This window comes from Janthinobacterium paucivorans, assembly GCF_051380805.1.
Lineage (GTDB): Bacteria > Pseudomonadota > Gammaproteobacteria > Burkholderiales > Burkholderiaceae_D > Janthinobacterium > Janthinobacterium lividum_D.
In genome coordinates this window covers 18,168-35,295 of the sequence record NZ_JBNYXR010000010.1, presented here as the reverse complement: position 1 = coordinate 35,295, position 17,128 = coordinate 18,168, and the positions used below count along the sequence as shown (strand labels likewise).

Here is a 17,128-nt window from a genome sequence, read left to right as displayed (position 1 = left end):
ATGGCGGGACTGAAATTAGCAGGGCTGAAGAAGGCGTATGGCGACGTGCAAACCCTGCACGGCATCGACCTGGAGATCGCCGATGGCGAATTCATGGTCTTCGTGGGACCGTCGGGTTGCGGCAAATCGACCTTGCTGCGCAGTATCTGCGGCCTGGAAGAAATCAGCGGCGGCGACTTATATATTGGCAAGACGCGCATGAACGACGTGCCGCCCGCCAAACGCGGCATCGCCATGGTGTTCCAGAGCTACGCCCTGTACCCGCACATGAGCGTGGCGCAAAACATGGCGTTTGGCCTGAAGCTGGCCGGACAGAGCCGCGTGCAAATCGCCGACGCCGTGCAGCGCGCCGCGCAAATCCTGCGCATCGAACCTTTGCTCGAACGCAAACCAAAAGACCTGTCGGGCGGCCAGCGCCAGCGCGTGGCCATCGGCCGCGCCATCGTGCGCAAACCCGACGTTTTCCTGTTCGACGAACCGCTGTCGAACCTGGACGCCTCGCTGCGCGTGCAGATGCGCATCGAACTGGCAAATCTGCACCGCGAATTGCGCTCGACCATGATTTACGTCACGCATGACCAGGTCGAAGCGATGACCCTGGCCGACCGCATCGTCGTGCTCAACGCGGGCCGCATCGAACAGGTGGGCGCGCCGCTCGAGTTGTACCACCACCCCGCCAACCTGTTCGTGGCCGGCTTCCTCGGTTCGCCCCGCATGAACTTTCTCAAAGGCAATATCCACAGTGTCGTCGACGGCGTGGCCAGCATCGCCACGAATGCGGGCGGCATGCTGCAGGCGGCGTTGACACAGCCATTGGCCACCGGCACACAAGTCACCATCGGCGCGCGCCCCGAACACGTGCAGGCGTGCGCGCCCGGTGTGGCGAGCGCCATCACGGCCACCGTGCAGGCGGTGGAAAAATTGGGCGACATCAGCTATTTGTATGTACAGGTAGCGGGCAGCGACGAGCCGCTCGTGGTGCGCGCCGATGCCGATACAAACTGGGCCATAGGCCAATGCGTGGCGCTGCAGGTAGCGCCCGCGCGCGTCCACGTGTTCGACGAACACGGCCAGACCCGTACCTGATTGCGAACTTAAGGGGCCAGGCGCTACAGGCGCCGCCTGGCCTGGTTGCATCGTTTCAGCCTTGATACTCAACATAAACTTAGCATAAAAAAAGATACTGGAGATTGACATGTCCGTCACACACGCGAAACGCAGCTTCATCAAGACCACCCTGATCGCCGCCGCCCTGGCCGGCATCGGCAACCTGGCCGCCGCCAGCATGGCAAACGCGGCCGAAGCAGGTACCCTCTTGATCTGGATCAATGGCGACAAAGGCTACAAGGGCCTGGCCAAGGTCGGCGAGGAATTCACCAAGAAGACGGGCATCAAGGTCGTCGTCGAACACCCGGAAGATGCGCCGAACAAATTTCAGCAGGCAGCGGCCGCCGGCAAGGGCCCGGACATCTGGATCTGGCCGCATGACCGCATCGGCGGCTGGATTGACGCCGGCTTGCTGCAACCAGTGACGCCAAGCAAGGAAGCGCGCGCCGCCATCCTGCCGCTGGCATGGAACGCCTTTACCGTGGGCGGCAAGACCTGGGGCTATCCGATCTCCATCGAAGCCGTGGCCCTCGTCTACAACAAGGATCTGGTGCCGAATCCGCCCAAGACGTTCGAGGAAATCGCCGCGCTGGACAAAAAACTGTCGGCACAAGGCAAGAAAGCCATCCTGTGGGATTACACGAATACCTATTTCACCTGGCCTTTGCTGGGCGCGGGCGGCGGCTTCCCGTTTGAAGTCAAGAGCGACGGCCGCTACGATGCGGCCAAGACGGGTGTCAACAATGCCGGTTCGCAGGCGGGCGTGAACGCGCTGATGACCCTGATCAACAGCGGCGCCATGCCGAAGGGCGCCGGCTATGCCGAGATGGAAGCGGGCTTCAACCAGGGCAAGATCGCCATGATGATCAACGGCCCATGGTCGTGGGACAACGCGCGCAAATCGAAAATTAATTACGGTGTGGCAACGATTCCTACCGTGGCCGGCAAGACGGCCACCCCATTCGTGGGCGTGCTGGGCGCGATGGTGTCGAAAGCCAGCCCGAACAAGGACCTGGCGACAGAATTTTTGGAAAACCAGGTGCTGCAGCTCAATGGTCTGAAAACCATCAACGCCGACGTCCCGCTGGGCACGCCAGCGAACAAGGTGCTGTTCGCCGAATTGAAAACCAATCCGAACATCCAGGCGACGATGGAAAGCGCGCAAGCGGGCCGCCCGATGCCGAACAACCCGGAAATGGGCCGCTTCTGGTCATCGATGCAATCGGCGCTGGAAAACATCACGCAAGGCCGCCAGTCCACCAAGGATGGCCTGGACGCGGCGGCGAAGCGGATTACGACGGCCAATTAAGCCATATTTTGTTTGAGCGTAGGTCGGATTAGCGTGTAGCGCGTAATCCGACATGTGCCGCCAACAATGTTGTCGGATTACGGCCCTTTGGGCCTAATCCGACCTACGTATCATTACAGGTATCCATCGTGCGCAAGTTTATCGGCCCTACGGTATTGACCATCAGCATGGCGCTGGGTCTGTATCTGCTCTTCATGTTGTACATTTCCGGCCAGACCATGCTGGCCGCCGTTTTCCTCGGCTTGCTGACCCTGACGACGTTTGTCTTCACGTCGCCGCGCGCCTATGCCTACCGTTATCTGTTTCCCGGCATCACGGCGGTCATCGTCTTCGTGGTGCTGCCGATGGTGTACACGGTGTCGATCGGCTTTACCAATTTCAGTTCGCGCAACCTGCTCACCTATGAGCGGGCCACGCAATATTTGCTCGACGAGACGCAGCGCGTGGAAAGCACGGGCTACGCGCTGACCGTGCACCAGGACAACAAGCAATATCGCTTACGCCTGGAAAGCCCGGACACGGGCGACGTGCTGCTGTCCGAGCCGCTGGCCCTGAAGCGCGCCGTACCTTTGACCGTGGAGGTGGCGCCGGCCGACCCCGTGCAGGCGCCCGTGCTGGCCCCGCCGCTGCCCATCAAGGACATCATCGCGCTGCAAAAGGATTTGAAACAGCTCACCCTCGTCATGCCGAACAAAATCGAGCTGCGCATGGTCGGTTTGCGCGAATTCGGCCCCGTCGCGCATGTCTACAAGCAACTGCCCGACAAAACCCTGAAAAAAATCGCCACGGGCGAACTGGTCAAACCGAACTTCAAAACAGGCTTTTATGAAATGCCCGATGGCACGAAACTGGAACCGGGCTTCAAGGTCAACGTGGGCTTCGCCAACTTCGTGAAGATCTTTTCCGACGAAGCGTTCCGCGGCCCCTTCCTGCGCATTTTCGTCTGGACCATCGTTTTCGCCTTGATCAGCGTGGCCACCACGACGGGCCTGGGCATGGTGCTGGCCGTGCTATTGAACTGGGATGCGCTGCGCTTCCGCGGCCTGTACCGCACCCTGCTGTTCCTGCCGTACGCCGTGCCCGGTTTCATTTCCATCCTGGTCTTCAAGGGGCTGTTCAACAATAACTTTGGTGAAATCAACCTCGTGCTCGACGCCCTGTTCGGCATCAAGCCCGCCTGGTTCTCGGACACCACGCTGGCCAAGGCCATGATTTTGATCGTCAACACCTGGCTCGGCTACCCCTACATGATGGTCGTGTGCATGGGCTTGATCAAGGCGATCCCGTCGGACCTGTACGAAGCCTCGGCCCTGGCCGGCGCGGGACCGCTGACGAATTTCTTCAAGATCACCCTGCCGTTGATCATCAAGCCGCTGACGCCCTTGATGGTGGCCAGCCTGGGTTTCAACTTCAACAATTTCGTGCTGATCAGCTTGCTGACGGGCGGGCGTCCCGATTTCCTCGACACCACCTTACCGGCCGGCACGACGGACTTGCTCGTGTCCTATACCTACCGCATCGCGTTCGAGGATTCCGGACAGAACTTTGGCCTGGCCGCCGCCATCTCGACCCTGATTTTCTTCCTCGTGGCCGCGATTTCGCTGGTCAACATGCGCCTGACGCGCATGAACAAAGCATAAAGGACAGTAATGGCTATCGTTGTCGACCGTTCCAACCGCTGGCGCATCCTGGCGGCCCACGTCGCCGTGATCGCGCTGATCGCGCTGGTGATGTTTCCCTTCCTGATGATCTTGTCGATCTCATTGCGGCCCGGTAACTTCGCCTCGGGCAGTTTGATCCCGCCCGAGATCAGCTTAGAGCACTGGCGATTGGCGCTGGGCATGTCTTACCAGGCGCCCAACGGCACCCTGGTCGAGCCGGACTTCCCCGTGCTGCTGTGGCTGTGGAATTCCATCAAGGTGGCCAGCATGAGCGCCACCGTCACCGTGCTGCTGTCGACCACCTGCGCATATGCGTTCGCGCGCATGCAGTTCCGCTTCAAGTCGCAAACCCTGTCGGCACTGATGCTGCTGCAGATGTTCCCCGCCGTGCTGGCACTGGTGGCCATCTACGCCATCTTCGATGTGCTGGGTAATTACGTGCCATGGCTGGGCATCGACCACCACGGCAGCCTGGTGCTCGCTTACACGGGCGGCATCGCCCTGCATATCTGGACCATCAAGGGCTACTATCAAACCATCCCCATCGAAATCGAGGAAGCGGCCAAGGTCGATGGCGCCACGCAATGGCAGGCGTTCATCTACGTGCTGCTGCCGATGACGGTACCGATCCTGATGGTGGTCTTCCTGCTGTCCTTCATCGGCGCCATCATCGAATATCCGATCGCCTCCGTACTGCTGCATGAACAGAACAACCTGACCCTGGCCGTCGGTTCGAAGCTGTTCCTGTACGAGCAAAAATACCTATGGGGCGACTTCGCCGCGGCGGCCATTTTGTCCGGCCTGCCCATCACGGCCGTGTTCCTGCTGGCGCAAAAATGGATGATCTCGGGCCTGACGGCTGGCGGCGTAAAGGGCTGACCATGCGACGCTCCCTGACGACGCTGACCGCCCTGCTCCTGTGCGCTTCGGCGCACGCAGGGAGCGAGGGTTCGGAAAAATTCTCCGACAACCCCATCGTCTACTTCGTCGTAACGGACCGTTACGCCAACGGCAATCCCGGCAACGACCATAGTTATGACCGCGCGGCCGACCCGCAAGGCGGCGATGTGGGCAGCTTTCACGGCGGCGACATCGCCGGCATCACGCAACAGCTGAAAGCCGGCTATTTTCAAGACCTGGGCGTCAACGCCCTGTGGATCACGGCGCCGTACGAGCAGATACACGGCTGGGTGGTGGGCGGCAAGCAGCAATTCCAGCACTACGCCTACCACGGCTACTGGGCGCTCGATTACACCACCATGGACGCCAACATGGGCACGCGCGAACAATTGCGCGAGATGATCAACACGGCGCACGCACAAGGCATCCGCGTGCTGTTCGACGTGGTGCTGAACCACCCCGGCTACGCGGACTTGCGCACCCTGGCGCAATACAAGGTGCCCGTGCTGTGGCCCGGCCACGAGAAGGCCGGCTTGCGTGATTATCACAGCTTCATCGACTACAACAACTTCGCATTCGCGCAGTGGTGGGGGCCGGACTGGGTGCGCGCGGGCTTGCCCGGCTATCGCGAGGGCGGCCAGGATGATGTCACCATGCAACTGGCCTATCTGCCCGACTTCCGCACGGAGAGCGGCAAAGCCGTGGGCTTGCCACCAATACTGCAGCGTAAAAGCGACACGCGCGCCGTGGCCCTGCCCGATGCGACAGTACGTTCTTACCTTGTTCATTGGCTGGCCGACTGGGTGCGCGAATTCGGCGTCGACGGTTTCAGGGCCGACACCGTCAAGCACGTGGAGCCGGCCAGCTGGCTGGCCCTGCGCGCGGCGGCCACCGATGCCCTCAGGGATTGGAAGGCGCGCCATCCGCAGCAAAAGATTGATGACGCGCCGTTCTGGATGACGGGCGAAGCGTGGGGCCATGGCCCCGAACGCAGCAGCTGGTTCGATGCCGGCTTCGACTCGATGATCAATTTCGACTTTCAACACCGCGCCGGCGGCGACTGGGCAAGCATCGATGGCGTCTACCGCCGGTACGCGGGCTTGCTGAATAAGAGTCCCCGCTACGACATCCTGTCGTATATCTCTTCGCACGATACCAGCCTGTTCCCGCGCAAGGAACTGAAACATGGCTTGTCCGCCCTGTTGCTGGCACCCGGTGGCGTGCAGCTGTTCTACGGCGATGAAAGCGGTCGCCAGCCTGGCGCGGCACCCATCGGCGACGAACAGCAGGCCACGCGCTCCGACATGAACTGGACAACCATGGATGCGGCCATACTGGCGCATGCGCGCAAGCTGGGCCAGTTCCGTCTGCGCCACCCTGCCCTGGCGCGCGGCGAGCATCGCCTGATCGACGAGAAACCGTATGCGTTTGCCCGCGTGATGAAGGACGACGCCGTCATCGCCGTGCCCGAAGCGCAAGGCGCGCTCGACCTGAAGGTGCACGGCGTGTTCGCCGATGGCGCCCTGCTGCGCGACGCCTACGCCAATCAAACCTATATCGTCAAAGATGGCGCCGTCGCCGTGAACGCGGCCGGCACCGTCCTGCTGGAGAAAGCTGCACCATGAGTACCTATGACATAGTAGTGGTCGGCGGCGCCGGCATCGACACCATCGTGCGCGTCCCCGACCTGCAATTGCCCGTCGCCGATTCCGTGCACGTGCCCCCCATCCACGACTACGTGGCGCACACGGGCAATGGCGTGGCGCTCGGCTGCCATGCGCTGGGCTTGCGCTGCAAGTTCATCGACTTCATCGGCGACGACGCGCAAGGCGCGGCCATCCTGCAACGCTATAAAGAGGCAAAGCTCGATTTTTCACACATCGTCGAACCGTCTGGCACGCGGCGCAGCGTCAACCTGGTCGACCCGCAAGGGCGCCGGCTGTCGCTGTACGACGGCCGCCATCGGCAAGACGTACGCATGCCGGCCGCCTTTTATCTTCCCTACCTGGGACCGGCGCGCCACGCGCACTTTTCCATCATGGGCTGGGTGGCCGAACTGTTTGACGACGCGCAAGCGTGCGGCACGACGGTATCGACCGATTTGCACGACTGGGATGGAATCAACGCGCACCACAAGGTCTTTGCGCTGCGCGCCGACCTGGTCTTTCTCAGTACGGCCGCGCTGGGCGAGCGCACGGAATCGGTCATGCGCACGATAGTCGCGCAGGGACGCGCACAGGCTGTCATCGCCATGGCCGGCGCGCAGGGTGCGTATGTGCTGGAACGGGGCAGCGCGTCCGTGCGCCACACTCCGGCGGCGCGATTGAAGCTGCCCGTGGTGGACACGAATGGCGCGGGCGACTCGTTTGTGGCCGCCTTTTTGCATGCCTGGCTCGATGGACGACCGCTGGACGAGGCCATGCGCCGCGGCGCTATCGGCGGCGCGTTTGCCTGCGCGCAGCATGGCACGCATGAACGTTTCATCGCGCTGGCAGAACTGCATGACTTATATCAAGACAGCACTAGCTTATGACTTAATATTCTATCAAGCGTTGCAATGAGTTAAGGTGCGCATGGCACAATGGCTGCGGATTTCACCACCGCACACCATCGACACCGGAGACCACATGAGAATCGAAACCCTGGCCGTGCACGCCGGCTACACCCCCGACCCGACCACCAAGGCCGCCGCCGTCCCCATCTACCAGACAGTGGCCTATGCCTTCGACAATGCCCAGCATGGCGCCGACCTGTTCGACTTGAAAGTGGCTGGCAATATCTACACGCGCATCATGAATCCCACGCAGGACGTGCTGGAAAAGAGGGTTGCTGCGCTGGAAGGCGGCGTCGCCGCGCTGGCCGTCGCTTCAGGCATGGCAGCCATCACTTATGCGATCCAGACCATCACGGAAGCGGGCGACAATTTCATCTCCGCCAGCCAACTATATGGCGGCACCTACAATCTGTTTGCCCACACCCTGCCGCAGATCGGCATCGAAGTGCGCTTCGCCGACGCGCGCCAGCCCGAGACCTTCGCCGCCCTGATCGACAGCCGCACCAAGGCCATCTTCTGCGAATCGATCGGCAACCCGCTGGGCAATGTCACGGACGTGGCGAAACTGGCCGAAATCGCGCATGCACACGGTATCCCGCTGATCGTCGACAACACCGTGCCCAGCCCGTATCTGTTCCGCCCCATCGAACATGGCGCCGATATCGTCGTCCATTCACTGACCAAATACTTGGGTGGCCACGGCACCACCGTGGGCGGCGCCATCGTCGACAGCGGCAAATTTCCGTGGGCCGAGCACAAGGAGCGCTTTAAGCGCCTGAACGAACCCGATGTGTCGTATCACGGCGTCGTCTACACGCAAGCATTCGGCCCGGCAGCCTTCATCGGCCGCGCGCGCGTGGTCCCGCTGCGTAACATGGGCGCGGCGATTTCGCCCTTGAGCGCCTTCCAGCTGATCCAGGGCATCGAAACGCTGGCCCTGCGCATGGACCGCATCTGCGATAACACGCTGGCCCTGGCCAAGCACCTGAAGCAGCATCCGAAAGTCGCCTGGGTCAACTACGCGGGCCTGGAAGACCACCCGGACCACGCGCTGGTGAAAAAATACATGCAAGGCCGCGCCTCGGGCATTTTGTCCTTCGGCCTGAAACTGGCCGCTGGCGAAGATCCGCGCGCGGCCGGCGCCCGCGTGCTCGACGCCCTGCAGTTGTTCACGCGCCTGGTCAACATCGGCGACGCCAAGTCGCTGGCCACCCACCCGGCGTCGACCACGCACCGCCAGCTCAATGCCGAAGAACTGGCCAAGGCGGGCGTGTCCGAAGACATGCTGCGCCTGTCGGTCGGCATCGAGCATATCGACGACTTGCGCGAAGACCTGGAACAGGCCTTGAGCGCGGCCTAAGAAACATGTAGTCCGGAGGGCTGTGCATGCCATCACCGGCGGCATGTCGCTCCCTTCCGCTGCCTGGGCTGCCCGCGCACCGCAGTTCAGTGGGCAGCGTCGCATCAAGCTTGTTCAGGGTGGCGACCGACGCCCTTGATGATGCCGCCTTTCGTTTCCCACACTGACGCTGGCAAGCGCCATATTTCCGGCTATCGCGGCGCCAGCAACTGCGCCACCTGCCTGATCCTCTCATCCACCGAACCTGACACATTGACAAAGGCGATCCCCCGCCGCGCCAACTCGGCCTGATACCACGCATGCTGGCGCGCGCGGAAATTCCCGTCGCGGCGGGTGCCGTCCTGAATGAAGGGGAAATCGGGCGCGCACAGCAGCACCAGGTCGTAGCCATGCTCGGCCAGTTGCGCCAGCTCCAGCTCGGCCTTGCCGAACATCTCGATGCAGTAAAAATAGGTGGTCAGGGGCGAGGTATCGCAAAACAGCCAGCGCCGCGCAGCCAATAGCGTCTGCGCTTCGCGGCGCAGCTGTTCCCGGCCGATCTTCAGCAGATCATCATAGCCCAGCACGCCATCCTGGCTTTCCCACAGTTCGCGGCCATATTCGGCCACCCATTCCGTCTCGAAATGCCGCGCCAGCGCCTGCGTCAGGGTCGTCTTGCCGCTCGATTCGCCTCCGAGCACGCACACGCGCGTAACCAAATCGGCGCGCACAATGGGTGACAGGAAGGCGCTGCGCGCCTGCGGGTCTTGTCGCACCAAGGTGCCTGACACGGGCACCAGCGTTCTCGCCGGGTCCACGCTGACATGCGCTACCGCTCCCATCGCGTAATGCCGTTCCAGCACGCCCGCAAAGCCGGGACCATAGTCTTCGCTGCTGAACACGGCATCGACGGGTAGCGCCAGCACCGTCCAGCACAGCCAGCCCATGAAGTGGCGATGCTCGTCGCCCTCGTCGTCATTGTGCGGCAGCGAACGCGCAGGCACGCAGCGCACCGCGCACAGGGCGGCCAGGCGCGCATCGTCCAGCACGACGATATGCGCCTGCGGGAACTGCGCGCGCAGCCACCGTTCCCGGCGCGCCGGGTCCAGGCCGGGAAATTCGGGTTTGGTGTAGCTAAGCACCAGCAGCTCTTCGCAGGCCTCCTGCGCACGATTGATCAACAGTTCGTGGCCCTTGTGCAGCGGGCAGAATTTGCCTACCACGAGGCCGCGTTTATAAAGGTTCATGCCATTGCGTCCTGCAAATCCGAGGTGTATTGAATGATCTTGTCTTGCGCCTGCAAAGTCTCGACCGTAATGGCGCCGAAAAAGGGCGCGAGCAAGGTGCGCGCCCGATCGGCTTGCGGCATGGCGCCCGGCGCCAGGCGCAGTACGACACTGCCGTCGCCCTGCTGGTGCACGCCGAACAGGGCGATGGCCAGCGGCTTCAGGGCGTGCGTGATGTCGATATTGTTGATCCATTCGCCGTTGATCATCCTGTAGCGCAAAGGGCTGCGCCCCGCCAGGCCCACCAGCACGGGACCGTGTGGTCCATGCGTCAGCGACGCGTAATCGCCCGTGCGGTAGCGCACCAGGGGCAGGCAAAAGTTAAAACCGCCCGTCACGGTGATTTCGCCGCGCTCCCCGTCGGCCACGGGCCGCCCTTCCCTGTCGAGGATTTCCACGTACAGCCGGTGCTGCAGCAGCACGTGGCCGCCCGCCTGTTCGTCGTAGACGGCCACGGGACCCACTTCATTGAGCGAATAGATGTCGAGCACGGGGCAGCCGAAACGTTCTTCCAGGCGCGCCCGCATGCCGGGCAACAGCATCATCGACACGGACAGCAGCGCGGCCGGCTTGTGCGTCATGGACAAGGTCAGCAGCTCGGCAAACGAAATAGGGTCGCCCGCGATCAATTCGGGCGCCATGGCGTCCAGGTAGCGCGCGCGGTTATCCGGCTCGCGCCAGTCGTCCACGTGCAGGTTGATCTTCGCCAGGCCCGATTCGTCCATCGTGGGCGTGACGGAGACATAGGTGAAGCAGCGGCGCTGATGCCCCAGCAGCATGACGCCCACCTGTCCCGCACCATGGCGCAAGGTCACGCCAAAACGCCGCAGCGCGCGCTTGTGGAAGGCCAGGTAGCGCCCCGCCACCAGCGGGTGCGAAGCGATCAGCAACGGGTGGCCCGTGGTGCCCGTGGTCTGGAAATTGATCATGCGCGCCAAGTCCGCATTGTCGGGCACGAAGGCGGCGATATCGTGCGCCAATTCGGCGCGGCTGATGGGCGTTGCATCGATGAGACGCGCCGGTGGCGAACCGCAGGCACAATAGTAGGGCACCGTGGCATAAGTCGCCCTGAGAAAATCCGGCAGCCAGGATGGCGGCGCGGCCGCGCTCCAAGCGACTACCGCCTGCATGACTTCCTGCTCATAGGCGCGCAGCGCTTCAACCTCCCCGGCCAGCAGCTTGTTGCCGCTGCGGTTGCGGTACTGGGGCGCGCAAGGATGGCTGCGCAGTTTTTCCAGCATGCGCGCACCCGCTTGCGTCAGCGTGGGACAGTAGTCGCGGTCCGATTCCCAGGCGCCGCCCGGCAGATTGACATCAGGTTTGCCAGCGAGCGTCATTCGCGCGACCACTTGTCGGCCGATTCCTCGGCCGCCTTCTTCGCCAGCGCCTCGCGGATCTCCCGCGCGCGCTGTTCGGCTAGCCGGCTCGCTTCGAGCAGGCGGCGGCGCTGCGTGCCGCTGATGGCGGACAATCTGTCCGTCGCCTGCGCCACGCTTTCGTCACGGGGCCGAAAGGCCAGGCGCGCCAGCACGATGCGCGCCAGCTCCTCGCGCCGCTCCGGGTCGTGCGTGAACTGGTGGGCTGGCGTGGCGGCGGCCAGTTCGCGTGCCGTCTCGCCCAGTACCTGCAGCAAATCCTGCTGCCGCAATTGCTGGCCGATGAACCACTCGTCGGCCAGCAGCCAGCACAAGATCATGGCCAGCGCCAGGCGATTGCGGTCCGCCTTCACTTGCGCGCCGATAAAACCCTGCAGTGACGCGGCCGGCGCGCGGGTGCCATGCAGCAGCAAAATGTCGTTGACCAGTGCAGCAACCGCCACCGCCTGCGCGTTGGCGACGCCGGCGATGCGGGGCTCGGCGAGGAACTCGACGGGGGTGTCGGCCAGGCGGTGGGTCAGGGTTTCGAGCAATGGGCCAGGAGTATTCATCGTTTTGCTTTGAAATTCCAACCCCACAATGCAAGTGCCGGGGTCGGACCCTGAGGGTCCGACCCCAGGTTTAGACGTTGGGGTAATTTATACATAATGCCTGCGGCTGAACGCACGCGCAAAGTCCAGCAAGTCCTCGTAGCGCTCGACGGCGTGGATATCCCAGCCCTGTTCGCGGCGCGCGCGTTTCAGGGTTTCATAGGTCTGCTGCAGCCACGTGTGGCTGGCCGCGCCATCCCAGCCGCGCTCCAGGTTCAGGGCCATGGTGCCACCCGCGCCGCCCTGCGCCAGCGCCTTGGCGGAAATATCCCAGCCGCTGTTGCCCAGTTCATCGTCGTCGAACATGGTGGTGATGCCATCGTCGGAAATCATCAGAATATGCGCTTGCCGTTCGCGCTTGCCCGCAAAGGTCTTGCGCAGACAGTGGATGGGGAAACAGGTGGCGCCGCCAAAAAATTCCGTCAGCACGCCCAGGATCATGTCTTCGTCGCGCACGAAACCTGGCGTCTGCATCACCTCATTCTTGCCGCTCCACAAGGTCACCTGCACCTTCGCGCCAGCGCGCAGGGCGGACAAGGCGATGACGGCGCCAGCCAGGGTCAGGAACGAGGTGTGCGCCTGCGGGTTGGGCATGGAGCCGGAACTGTCCACGTACATGTCCAGGTCGACGGGCACGGCGTCGATGGCGCGCGCCGGTTCGCGGCCAACCACGCGGCGCATGGTGGTCACGCCGGGCACGGGGCGCGGCGACTGCATCACCGATTGCAGCCAGTCGATGTCTTCCAAAGGGTCGCCGATTTCCCACGCTTCCAGCCCTTCCATCTGCGGCTCCTGCGACTCGGGCGCGGGGCGGCTGGGAAACGCCACCAGGTGCGGCAAGGCGCGCTCGCGGTAGTAGCGGATAGCGATCTCATGGTCGCTCAGGTTGATGCCCGAGGCCTTCAAAATGTCGCCCAGCTCGAACGGCTCGCGCAACTGGCCGCTACCCGGCCTGGCCGGCGCCTCGGCTTGCGGCTCCTCGCCATCGAGGCCGGAGATGCGCTTGTCGTGCACGGGATGGATGGCGCCGCCCTCTTCGTCATCCTCGATCTGCTGCGCGCCATACGTCTGGCAGCCACGGGCCGCGTCGCGTGTGTCCTGCAGGTAGCGGCTGGGGTCAAGACTGCCACCCAAGGCATCCGTGTCGTCCACCAGGTACGGCAACAGCAAGGTGGCAAAGCGCCCCGCCGCCAGCATCCAGTCATTCACATACACGCGTATCAGGCGCGCGCCCAGCCAGGCGTCCGTATCGAGGCGCTCATCCACATTGGCGCCACCCAGCTCGCCCTTTTCCAGCTGCCACAGGTTTTCATAGATGCGCATGTACAGGGTCCACACGCCGCCGCTGGCCCTGGCCTTGCCGTCCGGCGAAGGCTCGCGGCCCTGTTGCAGCTTGCGATAAATGTCGGCCATGCGCAAATTTGCCTGGCGCTGCAGCCGGTCGTTGATGAACAGGTCCGTGTACAGGTTGGCCACCATGGGCGCGTGCTGTTCCAAAGTGGGCAAGGCGCGGCGCATGCGCGCCAGCAGGCGGAACTGGTCACTGGCGCTGCCCGGCGCGAGGATATGGTGGCCGATTTCATGCGCAAGCACTTCCAGCGCATAGTCGTCCAGCCCCAGCTCCGTCACCAGCGGCAAGTCCACCACGATGGTCTGGTCCAGCAAACGGATCATGGCGAAGCTGCCGGACAGCCCCTTCTTGCTGGCCTCGACGCGGCTGGCGCACAGGCTCGGGTCGCGCAAGCGCGTAAATTTGCTCCACACGGCAAGGGCCTCGGGCCAGGCAGCCTGCCAGGCGTCGATCAGGGCGGGTTCAGCGTCCTTCTTCATGCGAGCGGCAGCAAGCGGATCGCGTGCGTCCACGGCGACGTGATGGCAACTGTATGCGCATTGGCGGCAAGCGCGATGTCGCCGGCGGGTAGGTCGAGCGCGATGCTGCGCGCGCCGATATGCAGGCTCGCACCATCGACGCGCACGGACGATGGCAGCTCGTTTGGCGCCTGCTCGAACTCCTGCGCCGTGGCACTGTGCAGCACGGCGCCGCAGGCATCGGCCACCAGCAGGTAGTGGCGCTCGGCGCTGCGCACGACAAAACCGTCCTTTGTCGCTCGCACTTGCGGCGGCGTGCCGAAAGCACCACCGAGGCCGCTGAAGCTGCCAAAATCCCTGCCCTCGGCATTGCCGCGCCAGGGATTCGCCAGCAACTGCGCATGCACCTGCGGCCACTGCGCACCGGGCTCGCCAAAGGCGGCCAGCGCCAAGGCTGGCGGCAAGGTATCGGCGGCGGCCAGCGCGCCCAGGCGGAAATGCGCGACACCGGCGCGCCAGGCCAGCACCTGGCCAACGGCGCGCAGCTGCGCCAGCGTGGCGATCTGCGCTGCCAGGGCGGCCAGCTCGCGCTGCCACTGCGCGGGACGCGCGCCCGCCACGGAGGCTATATGGATGGCGGCGTTGCTGAGCATGCCCAGCACCTCGACGGGCGCCGTCGCCAGCAGAGGGGAAAATTGCGGTGCCAGTTCGCGCCAGACGGTGTTGAGGAAGAAATTTTTCGCCGTCGGCCCCGCCAAGCCGTGGCCCACCAGCTCCAGAGCCATGTCGTAGGCGGCCAGGGTGACGCCGCCTGCGCGCTCAGGCGCAGCGTCGGCTACGGCCACTACCAGCGGATCGACGCCATCGTGCAGGAAAGCGCCGAAGGCGGCCATGTCGAGCGATGGAAAACGCCGGCGCGCTTCCGCAGCGCGGCCGTTGAACTGGGCGCGGCCGCCGGCGAGTATCGAGGCAAAGGCAGGAGAGATCATCGCCGCTCCTCAATCGCTGTGCGAGAAGTGCAGCAGATAGCGTTCATCCCCCAGTTCGAACGCGATCTCGTCCCAGTGGATCGCGTACCAGAAACCAGGTGGCGGCGCCATCTTCACGACATGCACTGTGAATCCGGCCAGCGACATGTCCAGCGCTTCGAGGAATGCGTCGACGAGGCAGGCGCGAAAACGGCCCGGCGGCGCCGTCTGCATGTGGGCCGACGAGAAGAACCAGCGCTGGCATACCTGCTCCAGTTGTGCGCGCCCGCACGGCGCCACCTTGAGGTGCCACAGGGGCGCCGGCAAGTCGCGCGCGGGCTCGATGACGTGCAAGGCATGCTCTTCCACGCGCATGCCCAGCGCCGTGAGCAGGTCGGGCGCGTCCGGCAGGCGCTGCAGCTCGTAGCTTGCGCACAGGTCGCTGGCCTCGCTGTTCAGCCTCTCAAGCGCGCAGAGATATCCTCGGCAGTGATCCATATTCAGAGCGTAAATCATTGCGAACGCAGCCAGCTACGGTAATTCGTATAGCGCTGGTGCAGGTATTTGAGCTTGAGCAGATCGTCATACAGGGGACCATACAGTTTGCGCCCCTTGGTGCGTTCGCCGATCAGCTTTTCGATGCGGTTCAGGCGCGCCAGGGTCTCGCGCTCGCTGACGCCATCGAGGCCCAGGTCGAATTCGGCCGACAGCACGCCCACCGGATCATCGCGGTCCAGGTCCAGGCGGTTGAATTCATCGTTCGACAAGTCGAACAGGCGACGCAACCAGCCCAGCCTGTCGCTGCGGTAGGCGGCGTTTTCCGGCAGCGCGAAAAAGGGCGCGTCCGGGTCCGGCTGCAGCTTGTTATGCAGGACGAAGGGCAGCACCTGGCGCAAGTCTTCCAGCTCCACCTCGCCGTTACCGCGGAAGTAGGCCATGGCCTTGGCGTAGATCAGCAGCGCCATCAGGGTGCGCACGGAGATGCCATTCAAGGTCTGGCAGCCCAGGTCCTTCAGGCGGTCGCGCCCATTGTCGGCCGCCTGCGCGGCGCCACGGTCGGCGCCAGCCAGACGCGCCGTATCCTTGGTCATGTATTCGAACTGGCCGCCGGCCGTCTCGAACAGCTCGAACTGGCTGGCGAAAAATTCCAGGCGGCGCCGCACGGCGTCGGGTATGCCCACCTGGCGGATAGATTCGCCAATTTGATCCACCTCGCCTTCCGTGAAGATGATATCGGGCGGTACCAGTTCTTCGGGCCGCACGTTTTCTTCCACGCGCAGCAGCAGTTCATTCAGGAAGCGCGGATTGAAAGCCAGCGCCTGCTCCGTCACGTCGACCCGGTCGCGCAGCGCTTCGATCACCTGGTACGTACCGCCGCCCTGGTCGTCGTTGGCCGTCAAATACCAGGCCGCTTCCGGGCATTCGTAAATATGGTTCAGCACTTCCGCGTAATTGTCGCCCATGACGGTGAGCAGCGCGCTTTGCGTGCGCGTGGGGATGCGGTTGTATTCATCGACGATTTTCACGCGCATGCCCAGCCAGGCGCGCCAGGCGATGCGGATATCGTCCATGCTTTGCGCGTTGACCAGGTCCGCCGGCAGCGGATTGCCCAGCAAATCGGCCACCGTCATCTGCGGGTGGCCGTGCTGCATGGCGCGTTTCACCTCCTTGACGGTGGAACCGGCCAGCACGCCCATCAGCAGCGCGCTGGCCGTCTTGCCCCGCCCCGGCCCGCCGACGAACAGGCATTTGCGGCGCGTGGCGAACGTCAGCAGCGGCAGCAAGATGAAACTGGAATAGCTTTGCGCCGACGGCAAGTTCAGGGTGCGGCGGCTGTCGCCCACGGAGTACGTCTGCGACGGGCCATCGTTGTACTCGATATCGTAATGGGGGCTGATGATGGCGTGGTTGACGATCCAGAAATAGGCCTGGCGCAGCTTTTCATCGAAAGGCCGCGCTTGCGCCTCGCCTTCCGCTCCCAGCGCGATGGGCCCCTGGTACAGGTCCGCCACGTCGAACTGCCGCGCGGCGGGCGCGGCCTTGGGCTTGGTGGGGGCTTGCGACAGGCGCTGGAACAAGTTAAAGGCGGACATGATTGGCTAACGCCTGTCAAAACCTACTGCGCGTCGGTATTTACGGCCTGCGATGCTCACTGTACATTCGTACAGTTGCGCTTCTCGGCCGCAACTCCCTTCCGCTCGCTACGGTTTTGTCAGGCGTTGTTATTTA

14 protein-coding genes are annotated in these 17,128 nt (G+C 63.5%); 7 read left to right on the top strand and 7 right to left on the bottom strand.

Going from position 1 to position 17,128, the window contains the following annotated elements:
* The 7 genes from ACQ4V8_RS13570 (at nt 1) to ACQ4V8_RS13540 (ending at nt 8,891) form a co-directional block, all read left to right on the top strand.
* Nucleotides 1–1,086 (top strand): ABC transporter ATP-binding protein, encoded by a 1,086-nt coding sequence (locus ACQ4V8_RS13570; protein ID WP_010397075.1) that lies wholly within the window; start codon nt 1–3, stop codon nt 1,084–1,086.
* 109 nt (nt 1,087–1,195) lie between these two features.
* Nucleotides 1,196–2,416 carry a maltose/maltodextrin ABC transporter substrate-binding protein MalE gene (gene malE / locus ACQ4V8_RS13565; RefSeq protein ID WP_010397072.1) on the top strand — a complete coding sequence of 407 codons (1,221 nt, stop codon included), beginning with the start codon at nt 1,196–1,198 and terminating at the stop codon, nt 2,414–2,416.
* A gap of 128 nt (nt 2,417–2,544) precedes the next feature.
* The gene (gene malF / locus ACQ4V8_RS13560) at nt 2,545–4,056 is read left to right on the top strand and encodes a maltose ABC transporter permease MalF (RefSeq protein ID WP_082261107.1); all 1,512 of its coding nucleotides are present in this window, start codon (nt 2,545–2,547) and stop codon (nt 4,054–4,056) included.
* 9 nt (nt 4,057–4,065) lie between these two features.
* Nucleotides 4,066–4,956 (top strand): maltose ABC transporter permease MalG, encoded by an 891-nt coding sequence (malG, locus tag ACQ4V8_RS13555; protein ID WP_010397069.1) that lies wholly within the window; start codon nt 4,066–4,068, stop codon nt 4,954–4,956.
* A 2-nt stretch (nt 4,957–4,958) separates the two neighbouring features.
* The gene (locus ACQ4V8_RS13550; protein WP_436571656.1) at nt 4,959–6,602 is read left to right on the top strand and encodes an alpha-amylase family glycosyl hydrolase; all 1,644 of its coding nucleotides are present in this window, start codon (nt 4,959–4,961) and stop codon (nt 6,600–6,602) included.
* Entirely contained in the window at nt 6,599–7,510 is a 912-nt protein-coding gene (locus ACQ4V8_RS13545) for a carbohydrate kinase family protein (protein ID WP_436571655.1), read from the top strand. The genes ACQ4V8_RS13550 and ACQ4V8_RS13545 overlap by 4 nt, the downstream gene beginning before the upstream one ends.
* A gap of 94 nt (nt 7,511–7,604) precedes the next feature.
* Nucleotides 7,605–8,891: an O-acetylhomoserine aminocarboxypropyltransferase/cysteine synthase family protein gene (locus ACQ4V8_RS13540; protein ID WP_010397062.1), complete on the top strand. Its 1,287-nt coding sequence runs from the start codon at nt 7,605–7,607 to the stop codon at nt 8,889–8,891.
* Between the two features lie 191 nt (nt 8,892–9,082).
* Here the strand turns inward: ACQ4V8_RS13540 and ACQ4V8_RS13535 are convergent, their stop codons facing one another.
* The 7 genes from ACQ4V8_RS13535 to ACQ4V8_RS13505 form a co-directional block, all read right to left on the bottom strand.
* Nucleotides 9,083–10,117, bottom strand: a complete 1,035-nt coding sequence (locus ACQ4V8_RS13535) for an AAA family ATPase (RefSeq protein ID WP_436571654.1) — start codon at nt 10,115–10,117, stop codon at nt 9,083–9,085.
* Nucleotides 10,114–11,493, bottom strand: coding sequence for a capsule biosynthesis protein CapK (locus ACQ4V8_RS13530; RefSeq protein ID WP_436571653.1), 1,380 nt, complete (start codon nt 11,491–11,493; stop codon nt 10,114–10,116). Before ACQ4V8_RS13530 ends, ACQ4V8_RS13535 begins: the two co-directional genes overlap by 4 nt.
* Entirely contained in the window at nt 11,490–12,083 is a 594-nt protein-coding gene (locus ACQ4V8_RS13525; RefSeq protein WP_436571652.1) for a hypothetical protein, read from the bottom strand. Before ACQ4V8_RS13525 ends, ACQ4V8_RS13530 begins: the two co-directional genes overlap by 4 nt.
* An 87-nt stretch (nt 12,084–12,170) precedes the next feature.
* Complete coding sequence (locus tag ACQ4V8_RS13520; RefSeq protein ID WP_436571651.1) at nt 12,171–13,952, bottom strand: VWA domain-containing protein; 1,782 nt, start codon at nt 13,950–13,952, stop codon at nt 12,171–12,173.
* On the bottom strand, nt 13,949–14,920 hold the full coding sequence (locus tag ACQ4V8_RS13515; protein ID WP_436571650.1) for a hypothetical protein: 972 nt from the start codon (nt 14,918–14,920) through the stop codon (nt 13,949–13,951). The genes ACQ4V8_RS13520 and ACQ4V8_RS13515 overlap by 4 nt, the downstream gene beginning before the upstream one ends.
* Before the next feature lie 9 nt (nt 14,921–14,929).
* Nucleotides 14,930–15,415, bottom strand: coding sequence for a hypothetical protein (locus ACQ4V8_RS13510; protein ID WP_070346981.1), 486 nt, complete (start codon nt 15,413–15,415; stop codon nt 14,930–14,932).
* Nucleotides 15,412–16,992, bottom strand: coding sequence for an AAA family ATPase (locus tag ACQ4V8_RS13505; RefSeq protein ID WP_436571649.1), 1,581 nt, complete (start codon nt 16,990–16,992; stop codon nt 15,412–15,414). Before ACQ4V8_RS13505 ends, ACQ4V8_RS13510 begins: the two co-directional genes overlap by 4 nt.
* Nucleotides 16,993–17,128 lie beyond the last annotated feature (136 nt).